Origin of the sequence: Bacillus sp. V5-8f (genome assembly GCF_002863565.1) — a bacterium.
Taxonomy (GTDB): domain Bacteria; phylum Bacillota; class Bacilli; order Bacillales; family DSM-1321; genus Peribacillus.
The window spans coordinates 1-13,998 of the sequence record NZ_PGUW01000027.1; the positions used below are offsets into that span (position 1 = coordinate 1).

The following is a 13,998-nucleotide window of genomic DNA, read 5'->3' on the forward strand; positions in this document are numbered from 1 at the left end:
GACGAACTTAGTCGATGATTCCTTGTTTTAAAGTGTTTGCTCACTATTAAAAAAACGTTGGCGCTTTGTTTTGTTCAGTTTTCAAAGAGCAATTTCGTTCGTTTACTTCTCTCGGAAGCGACTTAATTAATATATCATCTTTCTTAGTTCAGGTCAACGACTTTTTTCATTAATTTTAATTTTATTTCTATATCGATGACCTGCCGTTTTGACGACAAGAGATATAATAACATCCTTTTATACGAAGGTCAATAACCATTTGAATATTTATATTTCTAAAGAAATATAAATAAAAAAACCCGAGCTAAAAAGGCCCGAGTTCCACAGTTTATTACTGATTTCTTTACATTTCAAACTAGCCAGTAACCAATAGCAGCTAATGCTGCGACACCCGGTATTCCCAGAAAACCGGAAACAGAGGCTGTTATCAGGTTGATCGGAACATGTACACCAAATTGATTTCCTAATGCGTTTAGGAAAAACAAGAATACCGCTCCAATGATGATTTTAATCAACCCCTGTCCCAGCAACCGGATTGGTTTTACTGGTGTCCCCAACAGGAGCAACAATAAGATTAAGCCTGCAATAATAGCAACGATGATAAATGGCTCCACACCATACCTCCTCACCAACAGCTTGTACTCCCAATTTATGATAGAAGTACTAAATTAAGAACTCTGGCTAAAAGGGGGGAATCGATTATCTTTTTACCTTTACCTGTCTCGTTTTCGCTTCTTTAAATAAATAAAAATACTTAATTTCCGCCAACTTTGTCTGAATGATGGCGTCATCTGAAGGATCAAGGCTTTTCTCAAGCAATGACTTTTGGCTAAGCCAGTTATCTTTTTGCCGCTCAAGCTGTTGCATTAGTTTCTGGTCATACTCATTTCGAAGCCATCCTTTTCTACGAAAGAACATGTAAAGTCCTCCCTGACTGCCTTAAATTTCCCGTCTGCCTTCCAGTGCTTTGGATAGTGTCACTTCATCTGCATATTCAAGGTCGCCGCCGACAGGTAATCCATGGGCGATTCTAGTAATCTTGATTCCCGAAGGTTTTAACAGGCGAGAAATATACATAGCTGTGGCTTCCCCCTCAATGTTAGGGTTGGTTGCCAGAATCACTTCCTGTACAGTTTCGTCCTGGAGCCGCTTTAGGAGATCAGGGATATTGATATCCTCTGGGCCAATTCCGTCCATTGGGGAAATACTCCCGTGAAGAACATGATATAACCCATTGAATTCTCTCATTTTTTCCATTGCGATTACATCTTTCGGATCCTGGACGACACAGATTACGCTGCGGTCCCTGCGCACATCCTCGCATATATAACAGGGATCCTGGTCAGTTATATGGCCGCATACAGAACAATAAGTGAGATTTCGCTTTGCATTGACAAGCGCCTTTGCAAAATCAAGCACACTATCTTCTTTCATGCTTAACACAAAAAAAGCAAGCCGGGCAGCCGTTTTAGGGCCGACACCCGGCAATTTCATGAAGCTGTCTATAAGCTTGGAAATTGGTTCAGGATAATGCATACAATCCCCCCGAGATTAGAACATTCCAGGAAGGTTTAATCCTTTTGTGAATTGCCCCATAGTTTGATTAGTCAGTTCGTCCGCTTTTTTCAACGCGTCATTGGTAGCCGCTAACACTAAATCTTGGAGCATTTCGATATCATCCGGATCGACAACCTCTGGTTTGATGTTTACTTCTACAATTTCTTTGTGTCCGGTAACAATCACTGTTACCATACCGCCGCCTGCTGTCCCTTCAATTTTCTTTTCACCCAGCTGTTCCTGGGCCTCAGCCATTTTTTTTTGCATTTTTTGCATTTGTTTCATCATGTTTTGCATATTTCCCATGCCGCCACGCATTCCCATGTTCTACCTCCAATTATTCTTTGATTTCGAGCAATTCGTCGCCAACCAGCTTCCTGGCTTCCTCTATAAAAGGATCTGATCCCTGCTTCATGTCTGTATCAGGTGAATCAAGCTGCTGGGTGGCAAGGAATTCTTCCCTTATTTGCTGCCATTGGTTTTCTGGCACTCCCGCCATTTCAAGACGCTGGCCGGTAATCTGCTGCATGATCGCAGCCATAGCCTCAATAAAACGGGAATTTTCCATAGCCATCTGGCAGTGAATCTCATATTTGAATTTTAACACAAAAGCAGATGAAGAAGCAGCTACTGGTTCAGCCCCGTTTAATAGTGCAGCTAAAGATTTTAGATTTTGGTGGCCAAGCTGCTCTAAAACTTCACCCCATCGGCTTTTGACAGTGTTAAGATCTTGCTTGGTTGCCTGCCGAAGCACCTGAGTGATTTTTCCTACCGGTGCTTTGTATGTCTTAGCCGAAACACGTTGGGCTTTCGGCTGTGCAGGAGCTGTTTCTTGAGCAGTAACAGCTACGCCTTTTTCCTTAATTTCGCGGAGCTGCCCTTCCAGATCGGATATCCTTCGCTGCAACTCTTCCACCAGGCCAGATGCAATATCCGAGGAACGTTCCTGGTGGCACAGCTTAACTAAGGCGACTTCAAGAAAGATTCGCGGTGTATTAGTCCATTTCATTTCCTGCTGCGTTTTATTAAAGCTATCGATGATTCCATAAATGTAATCTGCAGGAATGCCTTCTGCCAATTCCTTAAACCCAGGGTCAGCCGATACCCGTTCAAGTGAGCCGGACAGGCCAGGGGCTGTCTTGTACAGAAGCATATCCCTGAAATAAAAAATTATATCCTCAATGAACCTGGAAGGATCTTTTCCCAACGACAGCAATTCCTCTAATATTTCCAAAGAATGAGTGACGTTTTTTTCATAAATCGCTTTCGCCAACCGGCCTAAAAACGCTTGGGACACCGATCCGGTAACTGTGAGGGCATCCTCTACTGTAACTTCCTCCCCGCCGAACGATATGGCCTGGTCAAGAAAACTTAATGCGTCACGCATTCCTCCCTCCGCAGCCCGAGCGATGATATGCATGGCTTGGTCATTGCAGGCTATGCCTGTTTCCGATGCGATTTGCGACATACGACCGACTATATCCTGCGGCTGGATTCGTTTAAAATCAAACCGCTGGCAACGAGATATAATCGTAAGGGGAATCTTATGAGGCTCTGTTGTTGCCAAAATAAAAATAACATGCTTCGGAGGCTCTTCCAGTGTCTTTAATAATGCATTGAATGCTCCCTGTGAAAGCATGTGCACTTCATCCACGATATATACCTTAAATTTCACGGCATTTGGTGCGTATTTTACCTTATCGCGGATATCACGAATTTCCTCAACACCGTTGTTGGACGCCGCATCGATTTCAATTACGTCCGGAATCGAGCCATCGGTAATTCCTATACACGCTGCGCACTCATTGCACGGCTCACTGACAGGGGCTTTTTCACAATTCACAGCCTTTGAAAGGATCTTTGCCGCACTCGTTTTCCCGGTACCGCGCGGACCAGAAAATAAGTAGGCGTGGGAAACCTTCTCTTGCATCAGAGCATTTTGCAGGGTTTTAGTCACATGTTCCTGGCCGACAACATCCAAGAACAGCTGTGGCCTCCATACCCGATATAACGCTTGATATCCCACAGTAATACCTCCTTAATTTCCATTCCTTCTATATTATTATAACGTATAAAATTTCCCGTTTTCAAAAATCTAAAAGGGACTGAAACACAAATTTTTTTCCCTAGATAAACAAAAAACCCACCCTAACGGATGAGTTGTCCTACTATGTAATAACTGCCGTGCACCTTCTGTCGATTAGCACCCATAAGCGTTACTCAAGCAGTTAGCTCAGTCCAGGCAACCCTGCGGCACATGAGAGCTTCCACTTAATGCTGCTTCCTTCCGGACCTGACATGGTTCATGGATTCCCATTGCGCAGGACCCGGACGTCAACGCCACTTACTTAAGGCAGACCCTACAGCATACTAACCTCGAAAAGGAATTCAACCTCGCTAGAGCGGATTGCGAGTACAGGGCACCGCTACCTCCCCGTCTAGCACGGCAAATTTGCTACCATATTTATATAGCGCCATATCCGACGCTTAGTTAAGTATACTAAGGATTAGTCAAAAATGCAATGGCTTATTCCCTGTCAATTCCTTCAAGTTCATCCAATTGAACTGCTTTCCGTTTTATTTTTTCTACTTTTTTCCGTTCCCGCAAACCTCTGAAAAAATCAGTAAGAATAGCTCCGCATTCATCCCCAAGCACTCCGCTTGTAACCTCACTTTGATGATTGAAGCGATTGTCCTGCAGAAGATTCATAAATGTACCTGCACAACCGGCCTTCGGGTCATGAGCCCCAAAAACAACCCTTTTAATCCGGGATTGAATAATCGCCCCGGCACACATGGGACATGGTTCTAGTGTAACATAAAGTGTAGCTTCCTCAAGTCTCCAGGTACCGAGTTTCTCACAGGCCTCCTTAATTGCGAGGAGCTCTGCGTGGCATATGGCGTTTTGTTCCGTCTCCCTCAAATTATGCCCTCTTGAAATGATTTCCCCATTTATTTCTAAGACGGCGCCAATAGGAACCTCATCCAGTTCTCTTGCCTGTTTTGCCTCTTCCAGTGCTTTTCCCATAAAAAAAGAATCAATGTCCATATTGGAAACCCCTTCTTCGGATACATCTAAACATGAATGTTATCGGAAAATACATATAATCGCAACTGTCGAAACATGGAATCCATTTTCCCTTAAATTTTAAAAAAGCATCAATAGGAATTGCTATTTTTTACTGATAAGAATGTGGCACCTAAAATCCAGGGGGTGTGATACAATAGCCTTTGGACTAAAAACGGCCAGGAATGGATCAACTGAACCTGTATTATGAAAGAATGCCGTTTTGAAGGAGGAAGAAATCCATGAACAACACACCATTTATCACAATTGAAGGTCCGATTGGTGTGGGAAAAACATCACTGGCAAAAGCAATCTCCGAACATTTCCATTTTACATTATTAAAGGAAATTGTAGATGAAAACCCATTTCTCGGAAAATTTTATGAAAACATAGATGAATGGAGCTTTCAAACTGAAATGTTTTTCCTTTGCAACCGCTATAAACAGTTAGAAGATATCGAGACGCACATTCTTTCAAATCATAAAGCGGTTGTGGCAGATTACCATATATTTAAAAATTTAATTTTTGCAAAACGTACATTAAAAGACCGCCAATATGATAAATATCTCGAAATATTTAATATTTTAACAAATGATATGCCAAAACCAAATATGGTTGTTTATTTAAATGCCAGTCTGGATACATTGTTGCAACGGATCAGCAAAAGGGGCAGGGAGTTTGAAAAGAATATAAGTCCATTATACCTTGAGCAATTATCAATAGACTATGCAGCATTTATGCAGACTTTTGAAGAACAGCATCCTGATATACCAGTTCTGCGCTTCGATGGGGACTTGCTTGACTTTGTCGAAAGAGGGCAGGATTTAAGCATTATTCTGTCACAGGTAGAGATAGAACTGCAAAAAGGAGTTTTTACGAATGAACCTACGAAAAAAATATGACATCCCAGGGAATGCTGTTATCACAATTGCAGGAACAGTAGGGGTCGGCAAATCGACCATGACAAATGCGTTAGCGAAAGCATTGAATTTCCGTACATCCTTTGAGAAGGTAGATGCAAATCCGTATCTGGATAAATTTTACGATGATTTTGACCGCTGGAGCTTCCACCTTCAAATTTACTTCCTGGCTGAACGGTTTAAAGAACAAAAACGCATATTCGAATACGGCGGCGGTTTTATCCAGGACCGTTCCATTTATGAGGATACTGGTATTTTTGCAAAGATGCATTATGAAAAAGGGACAATGAACCAAGTGGATTACGAAACCTATACAAGCCTGTTTGAAGCAATGGTCATGACACCTTACTTCCCGCATCCTGACCTCCTGATTTATCTGGAAGGTTCCATTGATGACATACTAGAGCGGATTAAAGAACGTGGCCGTCCAATGGAACAGCAAACTCCTGTGGAATATTGGAAAGAGATGCATCAGCGTTATGAAGAGTGGATCAACCATTTTAATGCATGTCCGGTGTTACGATTGAATATTAACGACTATGATTTGTTTCAGAATAAAGAGTCCATCGAACCTATTATCGAGCGGATCGCTACGTTTATGGAACAGAGCCAAAAACTACGCAAAATCTAAAAAAATCACCCATTGAGGTGATTTTTTTTTTAGTGTTTTTATATAGAAAAATATAGAAAAAAAATCCGTTACGATTGGTAACGGATTTTTGTCTCATACGATCTCTTTTATATGCGCTGTGGTTAATCAATAAGTATGGAGGAGGTAGAGGGATTCGAACCCCCGCGGGCTTTTACACCCCTGTCGGTTTTCAAGACCGATCCCTTCAGCCAGCCTTGGGTATACCTCCGCGTCAACATTTAATAGTATATCTTCTGGTAAATTAAATGTCAACTTTTTTTATGTTCTCTTTTAAATTCAAAGAGATACTATGGTTTAATTACCTCTGCTCCACGCATATATGGCCTCAGCACTTCTGGAATTATGACACTTCCGTCAGCCTGCTGGCAGTTTTCCAATATTGCAGCCACCGTACGGCCTATTGCCAAACCAGACCCATTCAACGTATGGACGTGCTCCGGCTTAGCACCTGGCTCACGGCGGAAACGAATATTGGCACGTCTTGCCTGAAATGCTTCAAAATTACTGCAAGAAGAAATTTCACGGTATGTCCCGTAGCTCGGGATCCACACCTCAATATCGTATTTTTTTGCAGCCGTGAATCCGAGATCACCCGTACACATGCTTAGAACACGATAAGGAAGCCCTAATAGCTGGAGTACCTTTTCAGCGTGGCCCGTTAATTTCTCAAGTTCATCATAAGAATCTTCAGGTTTCACAAACTTGACCAGCTCTACCTTGTTAAATTGATGCAAACGAATAAGGCCACGGGTATCCCTGCCTGCAGAGCCTGCTTCAGAGCGGAAAGATGCACTGTATGCTGCGTAACTGATTGGCAACTGATCCCCATTCAAGATTTCATCACGATGATAGTTTGTGACCGGAACCTCTGCAGTTGGTACAAGGAAATAATCTTCACTTTCAATACGGAAAGCATCTTCTTCGAATTTAGGGAGTTGGCCTGTCCCTGTCATGCTCCTACGATTCACAATAAACGGTGGCAGCATTTCTTCATAACCATGCTCCTCTACATGAAGATCGAGCATGAATGAAATCAATGCGCGCTCCAACCGGGCCCCTAACCCTTTAGAAAATACAAAACGGCTGCCTGTAACCTTTCCGGCCCTTTCAAAATCAAGAATACCAAGCGCATCTGCTACGTCCCAATGGGGTTTTGGTTTAAAATCAAATTGCGGTATATCCCCCCATTTTCGGATTTCGACATTATCATCTTCTGTCTCTCCAATTGGAACGCTTTCGTGCGGGATATTCGGAATGGATAACAAAAGCTGTTCCAATGTTACTTCCACTTCACGAAGCTCATCATCGAGTACCTTAATTTTATCTCCTACTTCACGCATTTCTGCAATCAAATGGTCTGCGTCTTTTTTTTCCCTCTTTAAAACTGCTACCTGCTGGGACACTTCATTGCGGCGGCTTTTCAACTGTTCCGTTTCTGTAATTAGAGAACGACGTTTCACATCCAACTCTTCAAACTTACCTAGGTCAGTCAAATCTTCCCCACGATACTGCAGGACACGTTTCACTTCCTCAAAGTTATTACGTAAATATTTCAAGTCCAACATACATGATTCCTCCTTTATAAAAAAACCGGTAAAAAGTATAGAACGCAAAAAACTCCCGTCCCCAAAGAAGGGACGAGAGTTAACCCGCGTTGCCACCCTAGTTGAAAGCATATATAGCCTTCCACTTATAAAGATAACGGCTTTAGCCGAAAGTAATTACTTACCTGATAAGGTGTTCCATACTTTACTCCAGGATGGATTCACAATCTGCCAACACCGATTTCCACCAACCACCGGCTCTCTTTTGAAAGCAAGACTGCTACTGTTTCCTGTCATGGTTTTATCATAATAAAATTTGTTTTTCATAATGTACTATAGTTCTTTACGATATGCAACTATTTTATACAGTTTTTGTTTGAAGGGATTCCTTCACCATTTCGATGAAATAATTGGTTAACCTATGGTCATCCGTCAGCTCCGGATGGAACGAACATCCCAAAAATTGCCCCTGGCGTGCGGCAACAATACGTCCGTTATGCTCGGCTAAGATCTCGACATTTTCTCCAGCTTCCCTAATGTGGGGAGCACGGATAAATACCGCTGTAAATGGATCTTCCATCCCTTTTATTGCTAAATTGGCTTCAAAGCTATCCACCTGTCGCCCAAAGGAATTCCTTTCAACCAGTACATCCAATACACCCAAATGCGCTTCTTTATATCCTTCTATGCGTTTAGCCAATAAAATGAGTCCGGCACATGTTCCAAACATTGGCTTGCCCTGTTTCGCAAACTCCCGTAATGGTTCCATGAACCCGTACTTATCAATTAACCGTCGCATTGTGGTACTTTCTCCGCCAGGGATGATCAATCCATCAATATCGTTAAGCTGTTCAGCTTTCTTTACTATAACAGCAGAGGCGCCTGATGCTTCAATAGAGCGCACATGCTCCCTTACAGCACCTTGCAGCCCTAAAACACCGATTGTTACCATGTTAGCCTCCTAATATTATCATTTTTGTGTCTTGATTCTGTTTACCAGCCGCGTTCCTGCATTCTCTGTCCAGGTACGATATCAGAAATTTCAATGCCTTTCATGGCCGTTCCTAGTCCTTTAGACAGGGACGCGATTAGTTCGTAGTCCTGGTAATGTGTTGTTGCTTCTACGATCGCTTTCGCAAACTTCTCTGGATTATCGGATTTAAAGATACCAGAACCAACAAATACACCATCTGCACCTAGTTCCATCATTAAGGCCGCATCAGAAGGGGTTGCCACACCGCCGGCCGCGAAGTTTACGAGAGGCAAACGGCCGTTTTCCTTAATTTGAAGAAGTACTTCATATGGCGCACCTAATAATTTTGCTTCCGTCATGATCTCATCTTCATTCATGGAAACTAATTTGCGTACCTGTGCATTTACCATACGCATATGGCGGACAGCTTCCACGATATTTCCTGTTCCCGGTTCACCCTTCGTTCTTAACATAGAAGCCCCTTCACCAATACGGCGCGCCGCTTCGCCTAAGTCCCGACAGCCGCAAACAAAAGGTACTGTGTACATCTTCTTATTTAAATGGAATTCTTCATCAGCCGGTGTGAGAACTTCACTTTCATCAATGTAATCAACGCCAAGAGACTCAAGGACTCTTGCTTCAACGATATGGCCAATTCGGACTTTTGCCATAACTGGAATTGAAACAGCTTCCATTACTTCCTGAACGATTGAAATATCAGCCATTCTTGCGACTCCGCCAGCTGCACGGATATCAGAAGGAACACGCTCGAGTGCCATGACGGCAACCGCACCTGCTTCCTCGGCTATCTTTGCTTGTTCAGCGTTGACAACATCCATGATGACGCCGCCTTTTTGCATTTCGGCCATTCCGCGTTTAACTCTGTCTGTACCAGTGATCATTCTTTTGCCCCCTAGATATAATATCTACTAATTTATTCCAACTATAAACATAGGAATTACAAGCCTATTATATGAATTATCTCTAAAAAAAAACTCCTGTCAAGCCAGGAGCCTAAAAAATTTGACGAATTATGGGTTTTTATGGTTATTAAAACCAACCCTTAACCGTAGAAGCGGCACCGTTCCAAACGTCCCCAAAGAAACCGCCGACAGCCCTCATTGAAAGTACAAACCAGTTTGCCTTTTCCACACTTTCAGCAGCCACTAAATCTACCTTAATCGAGTTATTCCCCTCACTTGTGATAAAGCCATATTCCTCGCCTTCCTTCGGTTTAACGGTCACATACCCAACTTTTTCACCTTTTTCAATAGGAGCGGTAAGCTCACCATCTTTATTAAGCTTTTTCTTATCTAACACCACTTGCGGTTGGTAATTTCCTTTTTCGTCCTGTTCGGTAACAAGCTCAATAGCATCTTTGGTCTCAATTTCAACCGCGTCTTCCTTTCCTTTCACAACAGGAAGGCTTTTCTTATCCCTTGGCTGATAACCTGCAGAAAGAACCTTTTCTGTATCGAAGGTCGCAAACGCGTAATCCATCAGTTTCTTTGTATCACCGAAACGTTCATCCTTGGAAGTCGATTTCATAACAATTGTAATATAACGCTGCCCATCTCTTTCTACTGTACCCGTATGAGCATAGCCGGCAAAATCGGTTGAACCGGTTTTTAATCCGTCCACACCGGGATATCCATGGATCAAACCTGGAAGCATCCAGTTAAAGTTAGGATATTCTTTCCCATCACGGAATTTAAGCTTCGGAATCTTCGCAGTTTCAAGAACTTCAGGATACTTCTTTAGAATATGAAAAGCCAATAATCCCATATCATGTGCAGTCATAATATTTTCTTCGTTTGCCGAACCTGCAGGATAATTCCCCATGAGGTCTTTGTTATTAAGGCCGCTTGAGTTTACAAATTTAAAATTCTTTAATCCTAATTCTTTTGCTTTCTTTGTCATCAACGTCACATAGTTCTTTTCACTGCCCCCGAGCAGTTCAGCCAATGCCACTGTAGCTGCATTTCCTGAGTGGACAGCCATCGCTTCATACAATTCTTTAACCGTGTAATCTTCCCCTTCAGTAAGGCCAACATTTGAAAGGTTCGGCGCTTTAGAAAGTTTATGTACATAGTTATTAATTTTCACTTTCTGGTCCCAGTTAATTTTTCCTTTATCAATTGCTTCCAAAACCATATATTCAGTCATCATTTTTGACATGGATGCAATTCCTAGCACTTTGTCCGCATTTTTTTCGAACAAGATCTTTCCGGATTTAGCATCAATTATCATTGCTGCTTCCGCCTTCAATCCGAGCGTATCTTCTTCCGCCTTTACATCACCGGGATTATAAGCTAATTGGGAAGTGACCAATCCAAAAACCATCGTAGAAATCAGTGTAAACCTTCTGATTTGTTTCACTTTCAAATACCTCCAACTTTCATGTGCTTGTATATTTGCGAAGATTTCTTCGTTATTCGTCCTTTTAAAGCCGGCGATAATGCTAATCTATGATTATCTTAATTACACCTGCCGAGGTACCTTGTTTAGTTTATCACAATCATAGTAAAAAAAACAGACAGAGAAAAGTCCCTCTCTGTCCATTTTTTATATAAATATTATTTCCAAAACAGGAATTATTTTGAAAGTTACATCGAATAATTTGGTGCTTCTTTGGTAATATGCACATCATGCGGGTGGCTTTCCCTCAACCCTGCTCCTGTCATCCTTACAAACTGGCTGCCTTCCCTAAGAGCATGCAGGTCTTTTGAGCCACAATATCCCATGCCGGAGCGAAGACCACCGACTAATTGATAGATAGTATCTGCCAAAGGTCCTTTATAAGGAAGGCGTCCTTCAATTCCTTCAGGGACAAACTTCTTGTTATCCTCTTGGAAATATCGATCCTTAGAGCCTTTTTCCATGGCTGCAACAGAACCCATTCCGCGGTAAACCTTAAACCGGCGACCCTGGAATATTTCCGTTTCTCCCGGGCTTTCGGATACGCCAGCCAGCATGCTTCCCAACATTACAGCATGTCCTCCAGCCGCTAAAGCTTTTACAACATCACCAGAGTATTTAATTCCTCCATCAGCAATGATCGTTTTTCCATGCTTGCGTGCTTCTGTTGCGCAATCATATACTGCTGTTATTTGGGGTACCCCTACACCGGCAACAACGCGAGTCGTACAAATTGAGCCAGGCCCGATTCCAACCTTCACTACATCTGCACCTGCTTCAATTAAATCTCTGGTCGCTTCGGCTGTAGCAACATTTCCTGCAATAATTGTAAGCTCCGGATAGGCTGCACGAATCTGTTTTACAGTTTCAAGCACTCCTTTTGAATGTCCGTGTGCAGTATCCACCACTATCGCGTCAACATTTGCTTTTACCAGCATTTCAACGCGTTTCATCGTATCTTTCGTAACTCCTACTGCGGCTCCGGCAAGCAGCCTTCCTTGTTTATCCTTAGCCGAATTAGGGAACTCAATGACCTTTTCAATGTCCTTAATAGTAATTAATCCTTTTAAAACACCGTTCTCATCTACGAGGGGAAGTTTTTCAATTTTATATTGCTGAAGAATTTTTTCCGCTTGCTCCAAATTTGTGCCGACAGGAGCAGTCACAAGGTTTTCCTTTGTCATTACCTCGGAAATACTCATGGAGAAATCCTGAATAAAGCGTAAATCACGGTTAGTGATAATTCCTACTAATTTTTGTTGTTCTTCGTTATTCACGATCGGCACTCCAGAAATACGGTATTTTCCCATTAAATGTTCAGCGTCAAAAACCTGATGTTCGGGAGTTAGAAAAAAAGGATCGGTAATAACACCGCTTTCGGAACGTTTTACTTTATCTACCATATCTGCTTGCTGTTCAATAGACATGTTTTTATGGATGATGCCCAGCCCACCCTGGCGAGCCATGGCAATTGCCATTTCAGCTTCTGTTACAGTGTCCATGCCGGCACTGATGATCGGTATGTTAAGCCTCAGATTCTCTGACAGTGTAACCTTTAAGCTTACGTCTTTCGGAAGCACCTCGGACCTGCCTGGTACTAGTAACACATCATCGAACGTCAATCCTTCTTTAGCAAATTTATTCTCCCACATCTTTTTACCCCTCCAGCTAGAAAATATTATTAGTAGGTTATCAATTGGATAAAATACTGTCAAGGTAGTTAAAAGATGTTTGATTTTTCTATTAATTTGGAGGTTTCTCCTTGGATATAAAAAATGATATTTGGGATTCTTATATTTATTTTTTTTCTGCTTCCTCTACACAGGCTTTTTTAAAGAGGTGCTATGAGGGCGAAAACTTAAGTAACAGTGAAATAAAGAGCTTTGAGAACTGTTATCCTTTTATATATTATATTGAACACGCCAAGACTTACTATCAACAAGCGGTATCTGCCCCTCTGTCCATTCAGCCTATATTATGTTTCTATGGGTTTATACAGTTACTGAAAGCGTGCCTTTTGACCATTGACCCTAACTATCCGGAATCAACATCTGTTCTTGCTCATGGTGTTACAACCCGTAAACGCAAAAAACAGCAATATGAATTTATCCATGATGAAGTGAAAGTACAAAAAAATGGACTGTTCACATACATGGCTGAGAAAATGTTTCAGCTTCAGCATCTTGATGGGGATAAATACTCAATGAAAGAACTTATGAATGAACTTCCGGAGCTTGAGAAATGTTTTCAACATGTTCATTCTATTTATAATTTCAGAATACTGACTCCCCTCGAAAAAGGGTACGCCCTTCCCGTGGAAACACTAAATGCTTTTTATATGACAAGCAACCGGTTTAGGGACTTTCTCAGCACAAGGGTCCAAATGGAGTTAACAGTCGAAGAGAGCAATTCCATACTACATCTTGAACCAGGCAGAGAGTGGTCTTTGAATTCAGATTCTCCTGTTCGATATGATCTTGTTGAAAAGAATTTTGTCCTATCAACAAATAAAGATTCACCATGTTACCATTTTCCGGAGCTTATGATTCATTACCTGCTGCTTTATAATTTAAGTATGATCGCGCGTTACGAAACAGAATGGTGGACGGAACTCCTAAAAACAATGCCAAACGATGATTATCCATTTATCGTACAATTTCTCAACATCACAATGGTGAAAGGACCCTATCTCGTTTATGAATGGTTATCAAGGGAACGGTTTATCTAAGTGGGTACAGATAGTTATCAAGAAGGGCTATTACGGAATCCTTGTAAGATCCAGTGTTAAGTATTGACGATCGGAGCCTATATGGTTTGAAACTAATTTAAAAAAACATATAAAAAAACCAGCCTGCACGGCTGGTCTT

General features: G+C 41.9%; 14 protein-coding genes, 1 tRNA gene, 1 other RNA gene and 1 other annotated feature. Of the genes, 3 read left to right on the forward strand and 13 right to left on the reverse strand.

Annotated elements, in window-relative coordinates; translation table 11 throughout:
* Positions 1-350 precede the first annotated feature (350 nt).
* From CUU64_RS21410 to tadA, 7 genes are all read right to left on the reverse strand, one after another.
* A complete protein-coding gene (locus CUU64_RS21410; protein WP_101635698.1) occupies positions 351-614 on the reverse strand; it encodes a pro-sigmaK processing inhibitor BofA family protein in 264 nt (87 codons plus the stop codon).
* Between the two features lie 85 nt (positions 615-699).
* On the reverse strand, positions 700-918 hold the full coding sequence (locus tag CUU64_RS21415; protein WP_101635699.1) for a YaaL family protein: 219 nt from the start codon (positions 916-918) through the stop codon (positions 700-702).
* Between the two features lie 21 nt (positions 919-939).
* Positions 940-1,536 carry a recombination mediator RecR gene (gene recR / locus CUU64_RS21420; protein ID WP_101635700.1) on the reverse strand — a complete coding sequence of 199 codons (597 nt, stop codon included), beginning with the start codon at positions 1,534-1,536 and terminating at the stop codon, positions 940-942.
* 15 nt (positions 1,537-1,551) lie between these two features.
* Entirely contained in the window at positions 1,552-1,875 is a 324-nt protein-coding gene (locus CUU64_RS21425) for a YbaB/EbfC family nucleoid-associated protein (RefSeq protein WP_101635711.1), read from the reverse strand.
* Between the two features lie 19 nt (positions 1,876-1,894).
* Positions 1,895-3,583 (reverse strand): DNA polymerase III subunit gamma/tau, encoded by a 1,689-nt coding sequence (gene dnaX / locus CUU64_RS21430; RefSeq protein ID WP_101635701.1) that lies wholly within the window; start codon positions 3,581-3,583, stop codon positions 1,895-1,897.
* 156 nt (positions 3,584-3,739) lie between these two features.
* Positions 3,740-4,004: signal recognition particle sRNA large type (gene ffs / locus CUU64_RS21435), an RNA gene on the reverse strand.
* Between the two features lie 80 nt (positions 4,005-4,084).
* Positions 4,085-4,606, reverse strand: a complete 522-nt coding sequence (tadA, locus tag CUU64_RS21440; RefSeq protein ID WP_101635702.1) for a tRNA adenosine(34) deaminase TadA — start codon at positions 4,604-4,606, stop codon at positions 4,085-4,087.
* Between the two features lie 260 nt (positions 4,607-4,866).
* Here tadA and CUU64_RS21445 point away from each other — a divergent pair, with 260 nt between their 5' ends.
* Both CUU64_RS21445 and CUU64_RS21450 read left to right on the forward strand, forming a co-directional pair.
* Positions 4,867-5,526 (forward strand): deoxynucleoside kinase, encoded by a 660-nt coding sequence (locus CUU64_RS21445; protein WP_101635703.1) that lies wholly within the window; start codon positions 4,867-4,869, stop codon positions 5,524-5,526.
* Complete coding sequence (locus CUU64_RS21450) at positions 5,504-6,175, forward strand: deoxynucleoside kinase (protein ID WP_101635704.1); 672 nt, start codon at positions 5,504-5,506, stop codon at positions 6,173-6,175. The genes CUU64_RS21445 and CUU64_RS21450 overlap by 23 nt, the downstream gene beginning before the upstream one ends.
* Before the next feature lie 136 nt (positions 6,176-6,311).
* Here CUU64_RS21450 and CUU64_RS21455 read toward each other — a convergent pair.
* From CUU64_RS21455 to guaB, 6 genes are all read right to left on the reverse strand, one after another.
* Positions 6,312-6,404 (reverse strand) — tRNA-Ser (locus CUU64_RS21455).
* A 79-nt stretch (positions 6,405-6,483) separates the two neighbouring features.
* Positions 6,484-7,761 (reverse strand): serine--tRNA ligase, encoded by a 1,278-nt coding sequence (serS, locus tag CUU64_RS21460; RefSeq protein WP_101635705.1) that lies wholly within the window; start codon positions 7,759-7,761, stop codon positions 6,484-6,486.
* Positions 7,762-7,826: 65 nt separating this feature from the next.
* Positions 7,827-8,046: a binding site (T-box leader), on the reverse strand.
* A 55-nt stretch (positions 8,047-8,101) separates the two neighbouring features.
* Entirely contained in the window at positions 8,102-8,692 is a 591-nt protein-coding gene (gene pdxT / locus CUU64_RS21465; protein ID WP_101635706.1) for a pyridoxal 5'-phosphate synthase glutaminase subunit PdxT, read from the reverse strand.
* A gap of 41 nt (positions 8,693-8,733) precedes the next feature.
* Positions 8,734-9,615, reverse strand: a complete 882-nt coding sequence (pdxS, locus tag CUU64_RS21470) for a pyridoxal 5'-phosphate synthase lyase subunit PdxS (protein ID WP_101635707.1) — start codon at positions 9,613-9,615, stop codon at positions 8,734-8,736.
* 148 nt (positions 9,616-9,763) lie between these two features.
* Positions 9,764-11,092, reverse strand: a complete 1,329-nt coding sequence (locus tag CUU64_RS21475) for a D-alanyl-D-alanine carboxypeptidase family protein (RefSeq protein ID WP_101635708.1) — start codon at positions 11,090-11,092, stop codon at positions 9,764-9,766.
* A gap of 227 nt (positions 11,093-11,319) precedes the next feature.
* Complete coding sequence (gene guaB, locus CUU64_RS21480) at positions 11,320-12,783, reverse strand: IMP dehydrogenase (protein WP_101635709.1); 1,464 nt, start codon at positions 12,781-12,783, stop codon at positions 11,320-11,322.
* A 110-nt stretch (positions 12,784-12,893) separates the two neighbouring features.
* Between guaB and CUU64_RS21485 the strand changes: the two genes are divergently transcribed.
* Complete coding sequence (locus CUU64_RS21485; protein WP_101635710.1) at positions 12,894-13,859, forward strand: YaaC family protein; 966 nt, start codon at positions 12,894-12,896, stop codon at positions 13,857-13,859.
* Positions 13,860-13,998 lie beyond the last annotated feature (139 nt).